Consider the following 15,906-nt stretch of genomic DNA (forward strand, 5'->3'; position numbering starts at 1 on the left):
GCAATCCGCATAAGCAGATCGCAACAAGTGGTAGGGGGTGTTCACACGATAAGGGCCTGAATTCTCTGCATAAAGTCATTCAGGTTGGTAGCGTATTCAGGGGAACCCTCAACGTTGACATACTCCCGGCCCACGGCTTCAACAAACTCCATATCGCCCAGCAAAACCGGCATCGCCCCTTCTATTCCTTTGAAACGTATATGCACAAATGGTCTGCGGCGGGTGTAAAAACCTCTTCCTGCTTTGGTTTTCCCTGCTTTGACCCTTAAATACGCGGCAATATCCTCATCCGTATCTGTGACAGACAGCTGATAGATACGGTCTGGCTGTTTACCTGTCCATTTCTGCATATCGGAATCACCGCCCTTATTGTACTGACTGAGAGCTGTGGTGATCATGTAAAGGATCATTTTGACTTTGAGCTGCTGTTTATCCGGGTCTTTGGGGCGGGCATCCGGCATCAGGATCTTCATGGCCAGAAGCAGGCTGATAACTTTAAATAGCAGCACTGGCTGGTTCCACCCTTTAATCGAAGGGATAACCGGCTTGCCTGCCATAAAACCATTAAATTTTTCAGCGCTTTTAAAGGTGAGAGTTATATCCGGCTGGCCTTCCATGGAACTGTCTACGACAGGAATACCATCCTTAAATACCAGATCGGTGCCAAGAATACCTTCCCCTTCCCTGACTATAAATCGAACTCTGGCATTAACCTCTTCAAAGCGTGAAGACATTTTTGGATCGTCAGCTACAACGACTTTCATAACCGGAATCAGTGCATTCAGAAATATCCTGGTAGCCAGAAGTGCTCGTTCGTGCTCTTTCGATGCGCTCATGGTTACACCTCGTCTTCCCAGTCTTCATCCTCTTCGAAGTCCTGGCCCATAACTTCACGTACCCGATCGATAATGCCGTTGGTATCGAGTTTGTAGTAGGCATAAAGATCTTCGGGATAACCCACCAGGGAGAACTGGTCATTCAGGCCGACTTTTTCGAATGCACAACCCTTACCACTGGATGCAATCACATCGGCCACGGCACTACCCAAACCACCGAGAACGGTATGTTCTTCAAAGGTGATAATTCTGCGAGTTTCGAGAACGGCCTTCATGATGGCATCTTCATCAAGGGGCTTCAGGGTATGAATATTCAGTACTCTTACACTTAAACCGTCTTCTTTTTCCAGAACCTTGGCAGCTTCACCTGCCTGCAGAACAGTCATCCCACAGCAGATCAGGGTGATATCCGTGCCTTCATTAATGGTAACGGCTTTGCCAATTTCAAAACCGTAATCTTCATCCTGATACCAGGTTGGCTCAAAGCCTCTGCCAACACGAATATAAACCGGGCCTGGCCAGTCTATGCAGGCACGCACAGCATTGGCTGTTTCAATACCATCAGCTGGCACAATCACGGTCATATTTGGGAATGAGCGCATAATTGCCAGGTCTTCCTGGGCATTGTGAGTGCTTCCGGCTGTGCCAAAAGAGATGCCACCATGTGTCGCAATAATCTTGCAGTTGAGGTTCTGGTAACAGATATCGGTACGAACCTGCTCGCAGGCCCGCATGGATGCAAAGGTTGCCATGGTGGAAACAAAAGGCGTCAGGCCGGAAAGTGCCATACCGGCTGCAATACCAAACAGGTTCTGCTCTGCTATACCGACGTTAAAGAATCGATCGGGAAACTTGTCGCCGAAAATACCAATCTTGGTGGACTTGGCCAGATCGGCAGTGACGCCAACGATATCTTTGTGCTGTTCGCCAAGCTCACACAAAACATGGCCATAGATTTCGGCCTGGGTCATTGAGTTGGCGTCGTATATGGTCCAGGTGGTGCCTGTCACTTCGCTCATACAATCCTCCTGATATTATTATTTTTTTATCGCTCAGGGCTGCTGTTCTTTATCCACAGATGCATGGGCCCGCCCTACCAGAGTCGAGTCCAGACTGCCGTAATGCCATTTCACATTGTCTTCCATAAAGTCGACGCCGCGGCCTTTATGAGTGTGAGCGATGATGATGCAGGGACCTTTTTCCCCTGAGAGCGATATATCAATGGCTTCGGCAAGTTCTTCGAAGTTGTGTCCATCAACTTCCAGAGTGTGGAAACCAAATGCTTTCCATTTGTCGGCAAAAGGTTCGAGACTCATGATGTCTTCGGTGGGGCCATCAATCATCAGGTTATTACGGTCGATAATGGTGACAAGGTTGGTCAGGCCATAATGAGAGGCTGCCATTGCTGCTTCCCAGTTGGAACCTTCATTGCACTCCCCATCGCCAAGAACGCAGTATGTCTTCCAGATTTTTCCTGCTGTTCTTGCACCAAGGGCAAGACCAACAGCCATTGGGAGGCCATGTCCAAGAGATCCTGTAGAGGCATCAACTCCGGCAATTTTGCTGGCATCCGGGTGCATACCGAACTTGGAGCCAAACTGGTTGAAGGTTTTCAGCTCATCCAGCTTGAAGTATCCACGCCGGGCAAGAACAGAAACGAAACCGATACCAGCGTGGCCTTTACTGACAATCACACGATCACGGTCTTCGGTTTCAGGATTGGATGGATCAATATTCAGGTATTTGAAGTAGAGCAGCACCAGAATTTCCAGCATGCTCATGGCTCCGCCTATATGGGCGCCGCCAGCCCAGGCTGTTACATTGATAATGTCGTGCCTGAGCTGCTTCGCCTGATCCTTCAGCTCTTTGATGTCACTTGGTGCTAATGGCATTGTTCCCCCGGATTCTGTAGTTGTTTTATTTAGGAACGATAAGAAAGATGATCGGGCCATGCCGGTTCAGCTTTCAGGTTAATTGAGTCGAATAAAAAATACTGCCGAAGGAGGAAAATGCTTCGTTAACGTTAATGCTGTCGTCATCAAAACGGCATAACACAGTATCAGATTTCACTGGTAATAAATTGCCAAAAGTATGCCTGAGTGCGGCATGCCCGGTTATTGGTTATGCAACGGCTGCTTTCTTCAACCTTAATGGTGAACCATCCATATAAAGGCCATTCCAGCCCCTGCGAGAAAATTCGCGCAGGTTCGGGTGATCTTCCCCGGTTGGGTTACCAAGTACATCGTCGCGATAAAACTCGCCGAAACACGTCAGCGTCTGCCGGGCACTCAGGCCGTTCAGTAAAGCAAATGCGAAAATTTTGCAGGTTCTGACATGTTCTCCAGGAGCATTCTTGTGCTTCCCGCAGTGGAACTCGATGGGCGAAAAGTCGTAGTTATTATCAATGACAGCGATGGTATCAGAAAACCTAATACTCTCCGGTTGTTCTGACAGCCGGGAAAGAAAACCTGTGAGATTCATGGTCTTATATCCTGCTGTTGTGTTGTTATTGTGGTTTTTATGCACAGACATAATAAACCCGTAATGAGCAAGAATAGAAATGCATTTTGTTGAGAATGTCAGGTTCTTTTGACCTGTGTTCTATATGTCAAGACATCGTCTGTCGGTTGTTATGGGTAAGTAGGTGTACGGATGCGTTATTTCAGTGTTGCTGGCACCTCTGACCTATACTGCCTGCTCTTTTAGGTAAATCCCGAGGGCTGGTAGAGGGGAGGGCATCGTCGTGTTATCCCGCTTGAATCTGCATTACGGTTTTGCAGGGTTTCGACAGGCTGGCAGTATGTTGTTATACCTGTTTATGCTGTTGCTACTGATCGTTGCCCAGCCTGCTCTATCTTTTCCAAAACCTGGGACAGTTATCACTGTTCAGTGGTGGGCCCCCGGGAACATTATTCTGCGAGTTACTGTCAGTGAGGAGCAGGCAGCTCAATTGCAAGATGTCCAATCGGCTATCAGACCTGTTGTTGCGGGAAAAATAACGGATAACTATTCACTTTCTCATGTAGAACCTGTTCTGGATTCAGGGCGCACGCATCTGCTTAAACTGGCTCTTTTGGGTAAAGGACATTTGCATATTCTATTTACTGAAACGTTGTCTGTAGCTCCAGCCGTTGCAGGAAAATCCCCTGGCGGCGGGATTGCAATTACGATCAACCGACAGCAGGAAGTTTTTGAAAAAAAGTATGGTCCTCGAAGTGACTTTCATGGTGGTATGCCCAATTTGACAGAGAGTGAGTGGGTAAAGCATCCAGACTCTGGAATAGATATTTATAAAATCCTTAATATGCATAGAATGCTCGCTTCAGGAAATGCCTTTGTTGATCAGGTTGTAGCTTTTGAATTAAAGGATAACGTGTTGAGTTCAGGAGTGCCTGAATATATTGATTTGGCTTTTACCAAAGCGAAAGCTGCATTAATTTTAAAAACAATTGATCAGAAAGAGTCAGACATTAATGTGGAAAATAAAGATTTACTTGAGCAAATAGAATTGCTTCAGTTAGAAGAGTTGACTGCCCCATCTGCTGCGCCACCATCTTCAATCCCTATTTCCTCAATCGCATTTAGTGATCTTTTTCAAGCTCAGAAACGATCTATGACATCTGCTTCAGGCTCTCAAGGCGGACATGCAAAAGGGGAGTTGTCAAAGAACAAAGGCAGGAAGGTAGCATCAATTGAGGAGACCATAAAGAATCTTAACCCAAGTCATCCTTTAGTGAAAAAGGTAAATACGGAGAGCCTGGACTTAATGTCAAAGAGCTACGGTCAAGTATCCGTAGATTTTATTTCAGAGTTGAATGCTTTACTGCCCGGTCAAGCCTCTTTGGATATGAAATTAAGAAATGTTCTCTGGATTTACTTTCTACATGCCGCCAGAGTTGTGGGAAGCAACACTATCGAAAAGCTCCCGGGTCTGGGGAAAAGTGGACCGGATAAAGAAACAGTCGAAGCCTTTTTCCGAAACCCGAAATACAAATGGCCTTCTGCAGCTGGTTTGAGTGTTGCAGAAGATGCGGATGATGGTGTCGATGTTAAGGAAATGGAAACAGAAGCTGAGGATCATGCTGATGCTATGGAAGTGGTAGTGGGAAGGCTGATAGCAGAAATTGAAAAAAAGAATGATAAAGGAACAAACAACCTTAAAGCTGAGCTCTTTTCTTTGATACAGATGATGTTCCTCAATCATAGTTGTGAATTGTTGAATGAAATTGAGGTAGGTACAGCTTTTTTTGCAATACGTCTGGTACTTATTAATGGAGGGAAACGGACACCGATGGAGCTAAGAATATACAAAGCTTCTGAGGACGATATGGATGGTTATGAAGACGCGATAAAAGGAGTTAAATCGTATACTGATAAAGGAAAGTGGTTACCCGTACCGAAACCTGTTTCAACATACAATGGTGGTGGAGTTCATATCCAGGTAGTCAGTCCTGAATACGGTTACTATGACGGCTCTTTGAGAACGCTTGCTGATCGCGTGGCCTCGCGTGAAGTCCCTATCCCTGAAGCTGTTCATTTCATTAAACATACCCTCGACTCATTATCCCGAATGCATAAGAAGAAACTACTGATTAGCTATTTGGGAAAAGAGCAAATCCTTCGTAAGTATTCTGATGGAGGACTGGAAAAAATTTTTTTTGTTGAACTTAAGCCTGGGTTGATGTCAGCTGAAGATGTTGAAGAGCATGAGTATCTGATTCAGCGCGATGTTTTCCAGTTAGTAAAATTATATTACTTTTTAAGAACCAGAGAGGATCTCGAAAAAAACATTGCAACCATCAAGGTACTGGATGGGCGGTTTGTTGATGTAGGAAGCCTTGGAAGTGTGTTTTTTAGCAATCCTCAAGACTACCAGAATATCTGGCGTACTTGGGTGATGGCATCATCGAATAGCCATGTAAGGGTTGATAATGCTGACTTTGCCTTGCTTCAAACATTTTTCAGAGAAAAGTCTGGATGGGGATGGAATGCTGCTGAAGAAATTTCCTTCCAGTTAATGCCGCTTCATTATCATTTTTCTGGTCAGGGAAAAAGAACATCAGGAATAGCATCCGGTTCGGGTGTACTGTCAGCTGGAGGGCCTTATCCTCATTTAAAAACACCACTGGATCTGGTTGATCCTCAAAAACTGCCCAAGACTGAATTCAAACCCATTAGGCAAAAAGTTTCTCGGCATCCTTATCGGCTTACATGTCCTAAAGACCATCCTCTTAAGATGCGTGCAGTCAGTGCCAGTCATGCCCAGTACGGGGTGGGTACTGTTTGTGATGGCTGTAAAGCCGGGGGAGACGAGACTCTGCTAAGGGTGGGGGATGTTATGAGTTGTATTCAATGTCAGTATGACTTGTGCGGGCCTTGTGTGGCAGGCGCTGCAAAAGTCTGGGCTCTGCCTCCTGAAGTGATATGCCCGAAAGAGCATCGTATGAAACTGTCACTTCCCGTTGGTGGGGTGAAATGGCGTATCTGTGATGGCTGCAAACAAGACATCTTACCCTGCCACCACTATCGCTGTGAGCAATGTTACAGTGATTTTATGCCGGGGGGCTCCAGTTCCAGGGTTCATGGTACAGATTACTGTTTAAACTGTGCGTTCTGGAAGTCACTGGAGCAGGCTGGAGAGAAAAGCAGGACTGGGAAAACATTGTCTGTTATGACAATAGGGCAAAAAGGTCAAAGACAATGTCAGGATTGTAACAGCTGGTGGAAGGATTCCTGTGTGCTGGTTGCCGATGATGAAATGGTATGCGCACCTTGCATGGCAGAAAAACTGGCATGGTTTGGCTCAAAGTCGGCAAAATATACTCCAGGCAAGCCAGGCAGAAGCACTCTTGACTGAAGAGTAACTGCCAGGGCACTTACATGCCCTGGCTATCAACGTTACTTTCCACAGACCTTTTTAACAAGCTCAGCGGCCAGAGTATTTTGCCCAACAGACTTCTTGTTTAAAACGGATATCAACATTTCCAGATTTTTTGGGAAAGGATCGATCGAAAGCCATTTTCTGTAAACTCCAGTCAGACAGTTATGAGTATTTTGAGACTCGTTCAACTCCTCTAAATACTTCCAATCCACGCCTAATTGTATGCCCATCCCCATCCAACTTGTTGCCACATTTGCATTCTCAACAAGCCATCCCAGATGCTCGTCAGTGAGAATGACATCCTTGGCTTGGCCTCCTCGAGGGCAGAAGGGGGCAACCACAGGCAGCAGTGCGGGAGCACTGGGAGCTAAGTTTACGGGAGGAGCACATTCAGGAACATGCAGTAATTCCGAACTGCTTCGAGCTATAGTGTGGGCCATAGTCACCATTTTACATTTGGCCTCCATAGCATCAAGAAAATCTCCCAGAGTGCAGTTTTTTACTTGCAGAAAGTGAGCGTACATTTTTTGCACTCTTGCGTCGATCTTCGAACAATCTGCTTCTATTACCGCCAGTTTCCGAGAATCCAGTCCTAACGAAATACCAAATGTATACCAATCTGTTCCCACGTTTGCATTTTGCAGCAACCAGGGTAAATGCTTCATCTGCAACTGATAATCAGGGTCTGGTCGTCCCTTGAGTAGATCAACGGCTTTTTTTGGTTCTTTTTCTTTTCTTGAGGGCCGGATCGTGTAGGGTGCTGTCATTGCATTGTGAGAGTGACCCCATCTGCCTGCAGGGCTATAAGTAGAGGCATCATGTGAGCTGCTGCTTTGGTGCTTATAAGGGGAAGCAATAACTGATTCTGTGAGATGGGAAGTGGCAGCAACCGAAGAGAATGACCGCTGAGGTTGCATGTAAGTCTGCGGTTGTGGTCGCGGTTGTGGCGTGTTTTTGGACTTAGCCAAAAGTGTATTCGCTTCCCCAAACAGGCTTATGGAGGGATGACAGAAAACAGTGATGACCTGTCCGAGAGTAATGTCAGGGTATGAACGGCAAATAAGATTTAACAAATCTAAACCGCGCATATTCTTACAACTACGGTTCTTAGTGATGATTTTATTCAGGTCCGCCAAAGAAACACCCAGCATGGCTCCTATCTTGTACCATTCTTCGTCAAGTCTGGAAAATGGTTCTATAATATTTTGCCCTTCGCAGTTATTGCGGGGTAATTCGCTAACAGTACAAGGCAGGCGGGCCTGATTCTGCAAATGCCACTCACTATCTTCCAGCGTGCCATCATCTTTGAAACATGAAGCGGATATACCACTTAATATTAAAGCCGACCGCAGTTTTTCCAGCGAGGTATCAGGGGAAGAGCGAGTCCATTTATTGAACACTTCCATGGCAGGGCAAGGGGGGGCACCCCGTTCAATGATTTGCAAATCGCTTTTATTCAGTTCAAGGGCCTGTCCGAACTTCTTCCAATTGAGTTCTGCATCATTCCCTGCCAGTAACGTCATTAGGGCACGTAGTTGTTTTGAGTCTTCAGGAATTGGGGTATGCGGTGCAGGCGCAGGGTGCCCCGTAGCACCTGGACCTAGGCTGCTTGGTGTTAGACGTAGCATGTTTTTCTCCTTGATTGTTGAATTTGCTGTGTAAGGTTGGAGAAAAAATTAGCATGACAATTCCCGTAATGGCCTAACTCAGTGGCCACCGCATCTAACGGGTCAGGATGACACTGAACACATAAGGGTTATAGCGGATACTGTCTCTGACTGCGTGGTATATCCTGACCGCCTGTTGTTCAGGGTCGGTTTCTCGACCTGTGACTCATTGAGCCCAACTCTGGATGGTTGGATGATCGTAGTCAAAGAAAGATGTTGCAGTCAGATACTTCTGCATGATGAGCATCCCGGATGTCTTTTGTTGCCAGTAGAAAGAGGGATAAAGAGAGGAATAAAGATGGAATTTGAGTTTCGAAGAGATGTAACCGGAGAGCTGCAGGCCAGTTTTTCCATGGGGCATGAAGCGATCGCGGCCTGGCTGCTGGAAGAAGTTGGCAAGAGAAAGGCTGTTTTACCTGAGCTGCACAAAGCCATTGAGAAGCTTCAGAACCGTGAACTCTGGGAATACAGCCGTGAAGGGGTTGAGTACAGTTTGAAGCTGAACCGCAGCGAAGCAGAAGTTTATAATTCCAGAATCGATTTTGAGAATGCTGATGATGAGTTTGATGGTCTCGGGGAAGAAATAGATTTCTATGACGATGAGTCACGGTCATCTTGTGGGCTGGATGATTTTAAAAGCATGCTGCTTGAGTGGGAGCAGTTTGTCAGGCACTAAAGTTTTTTTGAATAAAGTGGTCAAACACTTGTAAACAAAACTGTAAAAAGCGTTGATAAAGATGCTGACTACCCGCAAAAATCAGTGAATATCATTATTTCTCGCTCTTCTCCTCAACTGGGTCATACCTACATGAGATTCAGTGTTTGTTAAACGACAAGCCTCCTCATAACTTGGAGGCGGCGGCTGGATTCCATAAGGTGGTTGGCTGTGTAAATTTGGTCGAGTTTGGGTATTCGTTCTTTCATGACTTCTCATCTGTACAGGAGATGTAGTTGTAGGTTGATCAGCTATGTTAGTGTCATATTCTTTTTTTAAAAATTTATAATATCGATGTCCTGCTTCTGCACCAGCTCCACAGCCAACAATCAGTTCCCCTAACAAGGCGGGGGAGCTGTGTCCTAAATAGCACCCGGTAATCAAACACGCGGCACTTGAAGAAAAACTGCATGTGTTCATTAATATATAATCTGCTAAAAGTGGCCTTGTTCTAAAAATATCTTTAACGCGAGAATCATCCAAATCAATCAATGCATTATGACAAGAGATGTTTTTTACAGATTTACCGATAAAATCAGCAGCTTTACTATAAATTATGCCAGCTATTCCGGTAGTTGAGCTGGTTGTCACTATTCCACTGTCATTAGCTTGATGATTTATGGCCATTTTTTCTCCAGAGTATATCAATACATGCCCATCGCTGTCTTAAATATTGAGTGCTTGCTTCCATATTTTGACTAACAACGCAGAAAGTGTGTGTAACATAAGTTTTTATTTTTATTATGTGGCGGGCTAATTATATAAATACAAGAAACTTTTAATTTTTATAACGGTCGTAAGTATGCCGGTGTTAAGTGAGACTTTTAATGGATAAGGAGGTTTGTAATGGATCCTATAGCTATTACAGCGCAGGGAAATGTTTTAAAAGTTGGAGTGTCAAAAGGAGGCCCCTCGCAAGAGGTTAGAGAAGTATTTTGTCGACTGGCAACAAAAATTAAGTGTGAAATAAAGTATATTGAATCTGATTTTGGTTGTTTTTCAACACAACTGAAGGAAAGGGAAATAGATATTTCTGCTCATGGGGTTTCAAAAATCAATGAAAATGCTCCCCTCGAATCCTGTGTTGCTTCTGATTCTTATCTAGCTGTTCAAAGAGGGTTCTGTGTAAAAAGTGATTCTCAATATGCTAAAGCTGGAAAGCTGGACGAAGACGCAAAGATTGCTGTAGTAGAAGCAACAACAGCCAATCAGGATCTTGAGAGAAATTATCAGCTTTTTCTTAAAAATAGACATTTCGTAAGATCAATATCTGAAGGTAGAAAATTGTTGGATGAAGGGACTGTTGATGCTGTTGCAGAGGGATATCTTGGATTCAGGCATAATCCAGAGGATGATATAAACCTCCCAATGATTGATGTTCACCCGATGGATTCTGCTAAACCAGATGCCGAATACCTGGTATTTTGGGTTCACAAGGATAAACAAAATATAATTCCAGCATTAAACTCCATAATCGGAGAATTCGACGGGAATATTTTCAAAAATAGAAAAGTTTTAACTGGAAATAGTAATTCCCCCCGATAGCTTTAAATGTAAAGGCTAACAAAAGGCCGAAATATCTACGGGCTGAAAACAGTTTTGTTCAGCATGATTCTGGCCATCTCGTCGATCTGCTTCTGCTCTAAACGGCTGGCGGCAAGCTGTTCTTTCTGTTGATAGCGTTCAATCAATACTTCTGTTTTACGCTTGTTCAGCTGTGCCTGTTGCAGCTGATCGGCTTTACGGCGCTGCTGGGATTGTTGAATAGCAACCTGCTGATTCTGGTGCAGAATGACTTTGTCCAACTGTTCGTTGAACATCTGTGCGTTGTTAAGTGTTAAGCCGTTGCGAACAGTACCGCAGTCAAGAGGGTTATTGTTCCGGAAATGATTCAGAGCCTGCAGGCGCTGCTCTTCTTCAGCCAGTTTGCGGGCGCTGGCCATGGCCTGACTTTCAGCTTTCTTTCTCTGTTGCTCCTGGATATTCAACCACTGCTTTAATCCTTTTGAGTGTCTCATCCTTAACTACCCTTTCTATCCGCATATGGATGTCAGCTGGTTCAGACTGGACTGCCAGTCTGAAGACTCTTTCATACCCTGCTGTAACAAAGCCGTCATGGCAGGCTGGTTGCGAATGGCTTCATCCAATGCCGGATTGCTACCACTCTTATATGCACCCAAGGTCAGCAAGTCTTTGTTCTGCTGATAAATGGAATACTGTCGCCTGAAACTATTGGCAGCCCTGATATGATCCGGGCTGGCAACTTGAGGCATAACGCGGCTGATGGATGCTTCGATATCTATTGCCGGGTAGTGACCTGCTTCTGCCAGACTACGGTTCAGAACAATGTGGCCATCAAGTATGGCTCGAGAAGCATCAGCAATTGGGTCCTGCTGGTCATCACCTTCCGACAGAACGGTATAGAAAGCTGTTATTGATCCACTGCCGTCCCGGCCATTACCGGCGCGTTCTACCAGCTGGGGAATCAGACTGAACACAGAGGGTGGATAACCTTTGGTTGCTGGTGGTTCACCAATGGCCAGAGCGATCTCCCGCTGAGCCTGGGCGTAACGGGTCAGGGAGTCCATAAGCAGCAGAACATTACGTCCCTGATCTCTGAAACCTTCAGCTATACGGTGACACATCAGGGAGGCGCGCAGGCGAAGAACAGGAGATTCATCCGCAGGAGCTGCAATTACAACTGAACGTGCAAGACCCTCCTCACCGAGGGTTTCTTCAACAAATTCCCGGACTTCACGTCCCCGTTCACCAATCAGTCCAACCACAACAATATCGGCAGTTGTCATCTTGGTCATCATACCCAAAAGAACAGATTTACCCACACCACTACCGGCAAACAGACCAAGACGCTGACCCTTGCCGACACTGAGCAGGCTGTTGATAGAGCGAATACCGACATCCAGAGGTTCGGAAACTGGACGACGCTGGAGAGGGTTAATCACTTCACTCTGCAAAGGAAGGGTCGGACCGGTCTTGATGGGGCCTTTGCCATCGAGAGGCTCAGCGGCACCATTAAGAATTCTTCCAAGCAGCCCGCGTCCGGTAGGAACCTGGATATCTTCACGAATAGGGATAACCGGATCACCAGGGCCGAGGCCTCTGGCACGATTCAGTGGCATCAGGAACAGGCGGTCACGATCAAAACCAACAACTTCGGCTTCCACCGGTGCACCCTGGCTGGCGCGAATCATACAACGTTGGCCGGTTTCCATACGGCAGCCGATGGCTTCGAAGGTCATACCTGTTGCCCGCAGGAGTTTACCCTGCAGTTCAGCAACCTGTGCATGTTCCAGCCTGTTGATGCACTTTTGGTAGATATCCGTTAGCCGGTCAGGCTTCATTCCTGAATTCCTCACCAAAGACTTCTATCAGAGCCTGCAGGCTTTGCTCCAGTCTCAGTTCAAAGGAAGCATTAACCGCATTCTGACTGGCTTCGACATAGCAGCCGCCAGCATGCTGGTTGGAATCGACATGAATATGCCATTTGGCGTTGATGCTGTCCTTGAATTTTTCAACGCGCTCTCTGTCTGCCGGATTGAGAATGATGGTTGGAATCTCATCACTGTCAGTGGGCAGCATGCGTATAGCGCCAGAGATGGCGCGGTTAATGGTATCAGGCTGAAGTTTGAGTTCAGTCATCACCACTTTGCGCGCCATTGCGCTGATCAGTTCCTGCAAATCTTTAAGCTGTCGTTTATCACGGGCACACTGCCAGACGTGCATTTCCCGGTATAACTCTTTCAGCAGAGCAATCTGGTGATCAACTTCCACCTGGGCTTCGTGTATCCCGTTACGGTAGCCTTCAGTGTGACCAGCCTGCTTACCTTCCAGGTAGCTGGCATCATAGATTTCCTGATGAACGACAGGGCGCAACTCTTCCTTCAGGGCTTGTATGGCTTCTTCCCGGCCTCGGGCAAATCCTTCCCGCTGAGCCTGAGCTAAAGCGTGCTGACGCTGCTCAGGTGTTTCCCGGATTAAGCCATCATCCTCCTGATCTTTTTCCGTAACAGGCTGCCAGCGCTCAGTCACCGCTTTTACCAGGTTTTCATTCTTAACCCAGAGGCGAGTGATGGCATCATCCTGTTTGTCAGGAAAAAGCGGTCGCGTCGTTTCCTTCATCAAATAACCAGCTCATCGTTTGCGTGCAGTTCAACCTGTTCATCTGCTTCCAGACGACGGGCCAGTTCAAGAATCTCATGACGGGCATTGCGTACCAGGCTCATACGGACAGAGCCAAGTCCTTCGATTTCCTCTTTCAGGTACTTGGAAGCACGTTTACTCAGGCAGCTGAATACTCGTTCCAGACGCAGTTCAGGAACACCCTTAAGGGCAAGAGCAAGCGTATCCTGGGATGCATTTTCAATAATGACGGTAAGGTTGGCGAGGTCGAGACCGAGCAGATGTTCGAAGTTGAGACGAAGGTCATTAACTTCGCTGGCCAGTTCTTCATCGGATTCCTTGATGCCGTTAAGCAGCCAGGTGCCATCCATATCGTCCATGTAGTTGATCATCTCTGCCAGGTGACCAGCACCATGAATTGGCTGGGAATCGCTGGCACCTGAATCGAAAGAGGAGATCAGGTCGGCAACGGTATCCAGAGATGTCAGAGGGATGTCTTTCAAACGAGCCAGACGGTTGGCCAGATCCAGACGGGCAGGTTCCGGCAGCTGGGCCAGAACTGCGGAGCCTTTATCCGGAGACAGGCAGGCCAGAACCACAGCCTGAAGCTGTGGTTTTTCATTTCGAATCATAGCCAGGATTTCTCCGGCCTCAAGCCAGAGCAGACGCTCAAGAACAGGATTGCTCTCAATGGATGAGGAGAACTTGAGAAGACTCTTGGCGCGGTCTTCACCCAGTGCTTCCTGCAGAGTCCGGCTAACGTATTCTGAACCGGTCAGCAATGAGCTTTCATCACAGGCTCCCAGCAAGGCTTCGGATGCCTGGGCCAAATCTTCACGCCGCACCACCTGGATATTTTCCATGGCACGGCTGAGGGTCATGATCTTATCAGGCGGCATCATTCGAATAACGCTGCCTGCAGCCTTTTCCCCAAGGCCAAGCATCAATAGTGCTGCATGTTCCAGCGGGGAACGTGATGATCGGTAAGAGTCGTCATACGACGACTCTTCCTGGATTGTTATTTCTTCACTCATTGTTTATCAATCCATTGCTGCAGCACCATGGCAACCTGTTCAGGGTTGTTAATGGTCAGCTGACGGGCACGTTCGATAGTCTTGTCATGCGGATGAACAGCGATAACCAGTCCGGCTTCAGCCGCATCCTTACTTTCTTCAGAGGTAAGAGCCTTCTGGCGGGCCTCGGCTTCCTTACGCTCTTTTGCGATCTTACGGCGGTAAGACTGTATTCGCAGCAACAGCCCGAGGAAGAGCAGGACAACAGCAGCCAATCCACTAATGACGTACTGAGAGTTCTCGCCCTCGAAGATCATATACCAGGGATTCGGATCTTCTTCCTCAAACTTTGAAGAAAATGGCAGACTATACAAACTAATTGTGTCACCGCGGGTGTTTTCGATACCAACAGCATTGCTGACCAGGTTGGTCATGGTTTCCAGCGCTTCCGGCGTCCAGCCATTATCACCTTCTGCGGCAAGGCTGTTGACAACAATACCAATGCTCAGCTTATCCAGACTGCCTGCGGTTTTGGTGTTACGACTGATGGTTTTATCTACATCGTAATTTCGCAGGGTCTTTGAGCTGGAGCGACCAAGTTTGTTGTTTTCAGCAGCATCGGCAACACGGTTGCTTTCTACGCCGGGAACGCCTTTGGCTGGAGCCGCAGTCTGTTCATCTGTAGACAGACTCTCACTGCGAACCACCTGGCTTTGAGGGTCATAGCTTTCCTTCACAACTTCGCTGGAGTTGTAGTCGATATCGGCTGTGACCTGAACGCGCAGGTTGCCCGGGCCAACGACAGGCTCCAATAACGCAGTAATCCGGTGGGCGAGAGCGGCTTCACGTTTGCGGGTATGTTGTTCCTGCCATTCCGGAATGCTGTCCGCAGTACTGGCTGAGAGCGAATTACCGTTCTGATCCATGACCGAAACATTATCCGGTTCCAGTCCTGGCACACTTCCTGAAACAAGATTCACTATGGCCTGTATCTGTTTCTCTCTCAGGCGTGCTCCCGGATAGATATCCAGAAATACAGACGCTGTGATTTCCGGAGTTTCCCTCATAAACGAGGTGCGTTCCGGTATTGCCAGGTGAATCCGTGCATTACGGACGGCGCTCATGCTTATAATGGTTCTGGCAACTTCGCCTTCAAGACCCTGCTTGTAGCGGGCCTGTTCAACAAACTGGCTTCGGCCAAGTTCACCGTTGGGTGAGAGCAGTTCCATTCCGGAGGGAATATCAGGAGTGACACCATTGGCAGCAAGTGTCATTCGAGCCTTGGGCAGCAGGCTTTCATCGACAAGAATCTGGCCGCTGCTTGGGTGCAGGGTGTAGGGAATATTGCCTGCGGTCAGGGTATCGATAATATTGGCAGTGTTATAACGCTCCTGGCTGCCAAATAAAGGACGCAGGTTCTCCTGGCCACTCCAGAAGAACAGGGTAGCGACAACAGCGATAATGGCGGCAGTTATGGTGAGAACCAGACCTCGCCGTTGTTTTAGTCGGGGCAACAGTTGGTTGCGAAAGTTCGTACGCAGCTCATCGATGCGTTCACGCGCTACTGGCATCGCAGCTGATGCTGATAAGGACGGCATTTGTTCAATGTCTCCGTGACCCGAATGAGCCGTTTCGGGTATTTACGCTATCGATA

At 47.2% G+C, this 15,906-nt stretch carries 14 protein-coding genes; 3 read left to right on the top strand and 11 right to left on the bottom strand.

From position 1 onward, the window contains the following. Nucleotides 1–41: 41 nt before the first annotated feature. From M3P05_RS09215 to M3P05_RS09230, 4 genes are all read right to left on the bottom strand, one after another. Complete coding sequence (locus M3P05_RS09215; protein ID WP_249699266.1) at nt 42–836, bottom strand: hypothetical protein; 795 nt, start codon at nt 834–836, stop codon at nt 42–44. 2 nt (nt 837–838) lie between these two features. Continuing rightward, nucleotides 839–1,855 carry a transketolase family protein gene (locus M3P05_RS09220; RefSeq protein WP_249699267.1) on the bottom strand — a complete coding sequence of 339 codons (1,017 nt, stop codon included), beginning with the start codon at nt 1,853–1,855 and terminating at the stop codon, nt 839–841. A 33-nt stretch (nt 1,856–1,888) separates the two neighbouring features. Beyond that, entirely contained in the window at nt 1,889–2,728 is an 840-nt protein-coding gene (locus M3P05_RS09225) for a transketolase (RefSeq protein ID WP_249699268.1), read from the bottom strand. 229 nt (nt 2,729–2,957) lie between these two features. After that, the gene (locus M3P05_RS09230; RefSeq protein ID WP_249699269.1) at nt 2,958–3,317 is read right to left on the bottom strand and encodes a HopJ type III effector protein; all 360 of its coding nucleotides are present in this window, start codon (nt 3,315–3,317) and stop codon (nt 2,958–2,960) included. A gap of 262 nt (nt 3,318–3,579) precedes the next feature. Here M3P05_RS09230 and M3P05_RS09235 point away from each other — a divergent pair, with 262 nt between their 5' ends. Beyond that, nucleotides 3,580–6,693: a hypothetical protein gene (locus tag M3P05_RS09235; RefSeq protein ID WP_249699270.1), complete on the top strand. Its 3,114-nt coding sequence runs from the start codon at nt 3,580–3,582 to the stop codon at nt 6,691–6,693. Between the two features lie 41 nt (nt 6,694–6,734). Here the strand turns inward: M3P05_RS09235 and M3P05_RS09240 are convergent, their stop codons facing one another. Beyond that, nucleotides 6,735–8,345: a hypothetical protein gene (locus tag M3P05_RS09240; protein ID WP_249699271.1), complete on the bottom strand. Its 1,611-nt coding sequence runs from the start codon at nt 8,343–8,345 to the stop codon at nt 6,735–6,737. Nucleotides 8,346–8,682: 337 nt separating this feature from the next. Here M3P05_RS09240 and M3P05_RS09245 point away from each other — a divergent pair, with 337 nt between their 5' ends. Next, nucleotides 8,683–9,060, top strand: coding sequence for a YacL family protein (locus tag M3P05_RS09245; RefSeq protein WP_249699272.1), 378 nt, complete (start codon nt 8,683–8,685; stop codon nt 9,058–9,060). Nucleotides 9,061–9,141: 81 nt separating this feature from the next. Here M3P05_RS09245 and M3P05_RS09250 read toward each other — a convergent pair whose 3' ends face one another. Further along, nucleotides 9,142–9,726, bottom strand: coding sequence for a hypothetical protein (locus M3P05_RS09250; RefSeq protein ID WP_249699273.1), 585 nt, complete (start codon nt 9,724–9,726; stop codon nt 9,142–9,144). 219 nt (nt 9,727–9,945) lie between these two features. Here M3P05_RS09250 and M3P05_RS09255 point away from each other — a divergent pair, with 219 nt between their 5' ends. After that, entirely contained in the window at nt 9,946–10,644 is a 699-nt protein-coding gene (locus tag M3P05_RS09255; protein WP_249699274.1) for a type 2 periplasmic-binding domain-containing protein, read from the top strand. A gap of 35 nt (nt 10,645–10,679) precedes the next feature. Here the strand turns inward: M3P05_RS09255 and M3P05_RS09260 are convergent, their stop codons facing one another. Genes M3P05_RS09260 through fliF form a run of 5 tightly spaced genes read right to left on the bottom strand, consistent with a single transcriptional unit; the run spans nt 10,680 to nt 15,850 of the window. After that, nucleotides 10,680–11,117, bottom strand: a complete 438-nt coding sequence (locus M3P05_RS09260; RefSeq protein ID WP_249699275.1) for a flagellar export protein FliJ — start codon at nt 11,115–11,117, stop codon at nt 10,680–10,682. A 15-nt stretch (nt 11,118–11,132) separates the two neighbouring features. Then, on the bottom strand, nt 11,133–12,461 hold the full coding sequence (gene fliI / locus M3P05_RS09265) for a flagellar protein export ATPase FliI (RefSeq protein WP_283777742.1): 1,329 nt from the start codon (nt 12,459–12,461) through the stop codon (nt 11,133–11,135). After that, complete coding sequence (locus M3P05_RS09270; protein ID WP_249699277.1) at nt 12,451–13,239, bottom strand: FliH/SctL family protein; 789 nt, start codon at nt 13,237–13,239, stop codon at nt 12,451–12,453. The genes fliI and M3P05_RS09270 overlap by 11 nt, the downstream gene beginning before the upstream one ends. Next, nucleotides 13,239–14,273, bottom strand: coding sequence for a flagellar motor switch protein FliG (locus M3P05_RS09275; protein WP_249699278.1), 1,035 nt, complete (start codon nt 14,271–14,273; stop codon nt 13,239–13,241). Before M3P05_RS09275 ends, M3P05_RS09270 begins: the two co-directional genes overlap by 1 nt. Then, the gene (fliF, locus tag M3P05_RS09280) at nt 14,270–15,850 is read right to left on the bottom strand and encodes a flagellar basal-body MS-ring/collar protein FliF (RefSeq protein ID WP_249699280.1); all 1,581 of its coding nucleotides are present in this window, start codon (nt 15,848–15,850) and stop codon (nt 14,270–14,272) included. The genes M3P05_RS09275 and fliF overlap by 4 nt, the downstream gene beginning before the upstream one ends. Nucleotides 15,851–15,906 lie beyond the last annotated feature (56 nt).

It is taken from the genome of Parendozoicomonas callyspongiae (assembly GCF_023502345.1).
Taxonomy (GTDB): Bacteria; Pseudomonadota; Gammaproteobacteria; order Pseudomonadales; family Endozoicomonadaceae; genus Sansalvadorimonas; species Sansalvadorimonas callyspongiae.